This is a genomic window from Candidatus Streptomyces philanthi (assembly GCF_059553635.1).
Window position 1 is genome coordinate 1 of sequence record NZ_JCANQV010000333.1, and the last position, 5,887, is coordinate 5,887.

A 5,887-nucleotide genomic window follows, 5' to 3' on the forward strand; every position below is an offset into this window, starting at 1 on the left:
GCACCCCCGACGGGGGGAGCGACGTCGGCCGGGCGGGTCACGCGCGTTCCCTCCGGCTGCCCGGCCACCGCCCCAGGGGCGCCCCCGGACGAGCCCCCGGCAGGAGCCCCCGGCCTCTCGCCCCTCCGGCCGTCGTGCTCCTCCCCCTCCCCCGGCGCGAAGACCAGTGCGGCCAGCTCACGGGTGGTGAGGGCTTCGAGGGCGGAGGCCGCGGGGGCCTGGTCCCAGGAGTCCAGGGAGGGGTTGAGGGCGGATGCGGCGAGGTCGGCGGCGGTGGCGAGGGCCAGCGGCGGACAGTGCAGATGGGCGGCGCAGTACGGGTCGGCGGGATCGGCGGCACCGATGGTGACGGCGTGTACGAGGGTGCGCAGAGCGGTGTGCGCGCCGGTGCCGTGGTCGGGGAGGAGCGGGGCGCAGGCGGTGCGTACGGCGTCGGCGACGGCCTCGGGCCCGCCGGGCGGGAGGGGGCCGGCGCGGTCGGCGGCTCCGGTGGCGAGGGCGTCGAGGACGGTGTCGAGCAGGGGACGGAGCACGCGCGGGCCGTGCGTACCGCCTGCCAGGGCGGCGTCGGAGCCGGGCACAGGCATCAATGTGCCCTTCTGTGCGGGAAGTTGGGACGTTAGGTATCCCTAAGTTACTTCCCTTATGCCGTGTGACTCAATTGGTTCCAGTGGTTCCACTCGTACGTGGGACGGATGTGCCGCAGATGTTCGGGGTACCGCCGGTCGTGCTCCGGCGGTACCCCGGATGGCGTATGCCGAGGTCAGGCGGTGGAGCCGGACGTACTGCCGGCCGTGCGCACCCGCAGGGCGCGTTCCAGGTCGTCGAGCTGGTCGACGAGCTTGCGGCGCAGGGCCGGTGTGGGGTCGCCGCCGTCCAGGCATGCGCGGCCGAGGCGGAGGGTCTCCTCCTCGACGAAGATGTCCGGGAAGGCGTAGCGGCCCGCGGCGACCGCGAGCGCCGGGCCGCGGCGGGCGGCGAGCGGCAGGACGTCGGTGAAGTAGCGGGCGGTGTAGGGGCGGAGCAGCTCGTGCTGTTCGGCGGACCAGAAGCCGGTGGCGGTGGCGGTGAAGAGGTAGTTGGAGAGGTCGGCGGACTCGTCGGTGGTGAACAGGGCGTCCCAGGCGGCCTGCTTGGCGGCGGGGTCGGGGAGCGCTGCGCGGCAGCGGGCGGCGCCCTCGCGGCCGGTGGCGCTGGGGTCGCGGGCGAGTTCGGCGTCGATGGCGTCGGGGGTGGTGGCGCCGAGGACGGCGAGGCGGGCGAGGATGCGCCAGCGGAGTTCGGGGTCGAGGACGGGGCCGCCGGGGACGCTGCCGCCGTCGAGCCAGTCCTGGATGCCCTCGGGGCTCGTGGCGTTGTCGATGAAGGCCCGTACGGCGGTCAGGCGCAGGCCGGCGGCGGGGCTCTGCTCGGGGCCCTCGGTGCGGCGCAGGAGGTCGCGGGCGACGGCGCCGAGGGTGGTGAGGGCGTCCGGGCGCCGGTCGGCGGGGAGGTAGCGGTCGGCGATCTCGGTACGGGCGAAGGCGAGGACGCCGCGGACTACGGCGAGGTCGCTCTCGTGCGGGAGGTGGGCGCGGACGCACTCCAGGTAGGCGCCGGGCGGGAGTTCGCCGTCGCGGACGAGGTCGCGGGCGGCGTTCCAGACGACGGCGCGGGTGAGGGGGTCGGGGAGGCCGGAGAGGGAGCGGGCCGCGGTGTCCCAGGACCGGCGGTCGAAGCGGACCTTGGTGTAGGTGAGGTCGCCGTCGTTGAGGACGACGAGATCGGGTGCGGGGGCGGGGAGGGAGCGGGTGGTGGTGCCGTCGTGGGCGGGGACGTCGAGCGGGAAGTGGTCGCGGGGGGCGAGGCGGGTGGGTTCGGCGGGGTCGTGGGTGTAGGTGCCGACGGTGACGCGGTGCGGGCGGCCGCCGGTGTGGGCGACGTCCAGGCGCCAGGTGCCGTGGTCGGTGGTGACGGTGGGGGTGAGGGTGTCGATGCCGGTCGTACGCAGCCAGGCGTCGGCCCAGGCGTGGACGTCGCGGTCGGTGGCACGGGCGAGGGAGTCGACGAAGTCGGCGAGGGTGGCGTTGCCGAAACGGTGGCGGGCGAAGTGGTCGTTGACCCCGGCGAGGAAGTCCTTCTCCCCCATCCAGGCGACGAGCTGGCGCAGGGCGGAGGCGCCCTTGGCGTAGGAGATGCCGTCGAAGTTGAGGAGGGCCGAGGCGGTGTCGGGGACGTCCTCGGGGGTGGGGGCGACAGGGTGGGTGGACGGGCGCTGGTCGGCGTCGTAGCCCCAGCCCTTGCGGGCGACGGCGAAGTCGGTCCAGGTGCCGGTGAAGCGGGTGGCCTCGGCGAGGACCTGGACGCCCATGTACTCGGCGAAGGACTCGTTGAGCCAGATGTCGTCCCACCACTGGAGGGTGACGAGGTCGCCGAACCACATGTGGGCCATCTCGTGGGCGATGGTCACCCCGCGGGTCTGGCGTTCGGTGTCGGTGACGGCGGAGCGGAAGACGTATTCGTCGCGGAAGGTGACGAGGCCGGGGTTCTCCATGGCGCCGGCGTTGAACTCGGGGACGAACGCCTGGTCGTAGGAGTCGAAGGGATAGGGCTCGTCGAAGATCTCGTGGTAGCGGTCGAAGCAGCGGCGGGTGATGTCGAGGAGTTCACCGGCGTCGGTGTCGAGGTGGGGGGCGAGGGAGCGGCGGCAGTGGAGTCCGAAGGGGAGCCCGGCGTGCTCGGTGCGGACGGAGTGCCAGGGGCCGGCGGCGACGGCGACGAGATAGGTGCTGATACGGGGCGTGGGGGCGAGGGTCCACCGGCCGGGGGTGTCCTGGGTGGCGAGGCCGTTGCCGAGGACGGTCCACCCGGCGGGCGCGGTGACGGTCAGGTCGAAGACGGCCTTGAGATCGGGCTGGTCGAAGGCGGCGAAGACCCGCTGGACGTCGTCCAGGAAGAGCTGGGTGTAGACGTAGGTCTCGTCGTCGGCGGGGTCGGTGAAGCGGTGCATGCCCTCGCCGGTGCAGGAGTAGCGCATGGTGGCGTCGACCCGCAGGGTGTGCGGGCCGGCGTCGAGCCCGGCGAGGGGGAGGCGGTTACCGGTGAGGCCGCCGGGGTCGAGGGGACGGTCGTCGAGGGTGGCGGAGTGCAGGGTGACGGGCTTGAGCTCGACGAAGGTGTCGCCGGGTTCCCGGACGGTGAAATGGATCGTGGTACGGGAGCCGAAGTGCTCCTCTCCCCCGGTGAGATCGAGGTGGATCTCGTAGCGGTGGACGTCGATGAGTCGGGCTCGGGTCTGCGCCTCGTCGCGCTGCAGTGCGGGCATGGGCCCCATGCTGCCGCACAGCGGTCGAAGCCGCACGGGCCTGTGGATAACCCGCTCCCGCGCAGGTCGGCGCGGTGACGTACCGCAGGCCACATCGAACGGGCCCCTGCGTCACGGCGGAAAGGCCCGTCCCGCGCACCGCCGCCGAACGGCCCGTCAACCGTCCCCGGCCGGCCCGGCGTCCACGATGACCTCGCCCGCGGAACGCGCGCGGCCCCCCGGTGTCCCGTCACTGCCGATCAGCCGCAGCAGCGGGGCGCGGGAGGCGGTCCGGTGTCCCGGAGGCGGGGTGTCGGTGGTGACGCGGCGGACGGTGAAGCGGCGGTGGCTGCCGTCGCCGCGGGTGATGTCGATGAGGTCGCCGGGCCGCAGTGCGCGCAGGCCGCCGGAGACGGCGGGGCCGTGGCGGGCGGCGTCGAGGCCGGTGATGACGGTGGTTCCGGTGGTGCCGGGCCGGGCGCTGCTTTCATACCAGCCGGCGCTGCCGTCGGGTGCGGGCGGTGTGGGGCCGGGTGGCCCGCCGAGCCGGAGGACGGAGGCGTGGACGCCGGCGGCGGGGATGTCGATCGCGACGGGAGCGGGCCGTGGGGCGGGGAGGGGGCACAGGGACGGTTCGCGGTCGCCGGCCAGCACCAGGGCGAGGGTCCCCGCGGACACCGCGAGGAGCAGTGCGGCGAGGAGCGTCGCCCGGCGGTCGGAGCGGTCCGGCACGGTGCCGCTGCGGGACGTGGTGCTCATCCGGCCGACGCTACGCAGTGGCCGCCGGGTGGGCCATCGCCTCTTCGGTCATCTGCCGGACGGCCCGGAGCCGGGGGGCGGTCGGCCGCCCGTCCCGGCTCCGGTGCGGTGTCAGGCCCCGAGCTTCTGCGCGGCCTGCTGGATGTCCTTGGCGAAGGTGCTCACCTTGGTGTAGACGCCGGGCTTGCCGGGGCGGGCGCAGCCCTCGCCCCAGGAGACGATGCCGACCTGTATCCAGGCGCCCTTGTCGTCCTTGCGGAACATCGGGCCGCCGGAGTCGCCCTGGCAGGTGTCGACGCCACCGGTGTCGAGCTTGCCGGCGCAGAGCTCCTCGCCGGGGGTGAGTTCGTTGCCGTACGCCTTGAGGCAGGTGGCCTCGTCGACGAAGGGCACGGTGGCCTTGAGGAGGTAGCGCTGCTGGTTGCCGCCCTCGCGGTCGGCGCCCCAGCCGGCGATGGTGAAGTCGCCCTTGTTGAACGTCTCGTTCTGGGCGATCTTGAGGGTGGGCTGGTCGATCGGCTTGGCGAGCTTGATCAGCGCCCAGTCCTTGCCCTTGCCGTCGTAGCCGGGGGCCTGGAGGATCTCGGTGGACTTGACCTTGACGGCCTTGGGGTCCTGGAGGTCGGCGACGCCGCCGGTCACGGTGACGGAGCTGTCCGGTCCGCTGCCGTCGACACAGTGGGCGGCGGTCAGCACGATGTTCTTGGTGTAGAGGGCGCCGCCGCAGCCCATGGAGAGGCGGACCATGAAGGGGAATTCGCCCTGCTTGGCCTTGGTACCGCCGACGACCCTGGTCTGGACGTCGCCGGTGGGCTGCGGGGCGGGGGCGGCGAACGCGGTGGCGGGCACCAGGCTGAGCGCGCCGAGGGCGGCGGCACCGATCGCAGCGCTTCTCTTGAGGTGCTTGAGGTGGGTGCGCAACGGACTTTCCTCTCGTGGGGGGCTGAACACTCCTTGACGAGCCCATGCCACACCGGAGCCGGTGCGCCGCCGGACGATGCGCGGGAGGGGGGCGGCACAGCACGAGGCATCCGGACCCAGTGGGGATGAATCCGTGAAGCGTTGTGCGATTATGTGAACAGTGCGGCCAGAGTGACAAGGGCTCATATCCGGCCACCACCGGGGAGATTCCGGCCTTCCGCTTCCCCCGGGGCCCCTTCCGTCCCGCCGCGCACCCCGCCGCTCCGGGTCGCCGGACCGTACAGTGACCGGGTGGCAACGAGCGGCCCCGGAAGGGCGATCGAGCACGGATTCCCGCACCTCGACACGGTGCGCGCCGCCGTCACGGCGCTCTACCGGCGGCTGTCCCGCGACACCGTCGCCACCTTCGACACCAGCGTGCTCCCCTCCGACGTCGCCTTCGACGACAGCGAGGACCTCCACCTGGGCGCCCAGCGCGTGGCCCGGGTGATGGTGCGCCACCTACGGCTCCCGGACGCCCGGATGGTGGTCTCCTTCCGCACCATGGAGCACGCCGCCCACATCGAACTCACCGCGGGACCGGAGTACTTCATCGAGCTCAACTCCCGCTTCCGTGACCACCGCGAGGACATCGGCGCCGCCCTGGCCCACGAGGTGACCCACGTCTATCTGCACCGCCTGGACCTCGCGTTCCCCGGCACCCCCGGCAACGAGATCCTCACCGACACCGCCGCCACCTATCTGGGCGCGGGCTGGCTCCTGCTGGACGCCTACCGGGAGCACGGCCCCTTCTCCCAGAAGCTGGGCTATCTCACCCCGGAGGAGTTCGGTTACGTCCTGGCCTCCCGCGCGCGGTTCTTCGGGGAGGACCCCTCGCCGTGGTTCACCAGCCCCCAGGCGTACGACGCGTACACCGCCGGGCGT

General features: G+C 73.2%; 4 protein-coding genes and 1 pseudogene. 1 reads left to right on the top strand and 4 read right to left on the bottom strand.

Features of this window, described 5'->3' with window-relative positions; all coding sequences use genetic code 11:
* The 4 genes and pseudogenes from AC51EU_RS26090 to AC51EU_RS26105 form a co-directional block, all read right to left on the bottom strand.
* Nucleotides 1-587, bottom strand: a pseudogene (locus tag AC51EU_RS26090) (hypothetical protein); the annotation flags it as partial.
* 176 nt (nucleotides 588-763) lie between these two features.
* Entirely contained in the window at nucleotides 764-3,304 is a 2,541-nt protein-coding gene (pepN, locus tag AC51EU_RS26095; RefSeq protein ID WP_496269531.1) for an aminopeptidase N, read from the bottom strand.
* A gap of 156 nt (nucleotides 3,305-3,460) precedes the next feature.
* Complete coding sequence (locus AC51EU_RS26100) at nucleotides 3,461-4,042, bottom strand: class F sortase (protein ID WP_496269532.1); 582 nt, start codon at nucleotides 4,040-4,042, stop codon at nucleotides 3,461-3,463.
* Nucleotides 4,043-4,153: 111 nt separating this feature from the next.
* Nucleotides 4,154-4,963: a S1 family peptidase gene (locus AC51EU_RS26105; RefSeq protein WP_496269533.1), complete on the bottom strand. Its 810-nt coding sequence runs from the start codon at nucleotides 4,961-4,963 to the stop codon at nucleotides 4,154-4,156.
* Nucleotides 4,964-5,254: 291 nt separating this feature from the next.
* Here AC51EU_RS26105 and AC51EU_RS26110 point away from each other — a divergent pair.
* A partial coding sequence (locus AC51EU_RS26110) for a hypothetical protein (protein ID WP_496269534.1) occupies nucleotides 5,255-5,887 on the top strand: 633 nt, incomplete at its 3' end.

What these genes read in the sequence shown, in the direction of transcription:
- pepN (WP_496269531.1), bottom strand. Translation starts at nt 3,304, where the DNA reads ATGCCCGCACTGCAGCGCGACGAGGCGCAGACCCGAGCCCGACTCATC.
- AC51EU_RS26100 (WP_496269532.1), bottom strand. Translation starts at nt 4,042, where the DNA reads ATGAGCACCACGTCCCGCAGCGGCACCGTGCCGGACCGCTCCGACCGC.